Source organism: Leifsonia sp. SIMBA_070 (assembly GCF_046534635.1).
In the GTDB taxonomy this organism is placed as follows: Bacteria; Actinomycetota; Actinomycetes; order Actinomycetales; family Microbacteriaceae; genus Leifsonia.
In genome coordinates this window covers 1-284 of sequence record NZ_JAWRYK010000163.1, presented here as the reverse complement: position 1 = coordinate 284, position 284 = coordinate 1, and the positions used below count along the sequence as shown (strand labels likewise).

Genomic DNA, 284 nt, shown 5'->3' with positions numbered 1-284 from the left:
CCTGGACCTCGGGATACCCCGGGCCACCCTGGACGATTTGCGGGGCGGAGACGCCGCCGCCAATGCCGCCGTGGTGCGCAGTGTCCTGGCCGGGGACCGGGGACCCGTGCGTGACGCCGTTGTCCTCAACGCCGCCGCCGCCTTGGTGGCGCTCGATACTGATGGCGCAGGCAGTCTCAGCAAGCGGCTGGCCGCGGGGATCGCCCGTGCTGAGGCCTCGATCGATGACGGCCGTGCCCAGGCGGCACTGGACCGGTGGATTGAAGTCACGCAGTAAGGCACAG

General features: G+C 70.8%; 1 pseudogene. It reads left to right on the top strand.

What is annotated here, in order from left to right:
- A pseudogene (locus tag SB754_RS19850) lies at nt 1-277 on the top strand (anthranilate phosphoribosyltransferase); the annotation flags it as partial.
- Nucleotides 278-284: the final 7 nt, after the last annotated feature.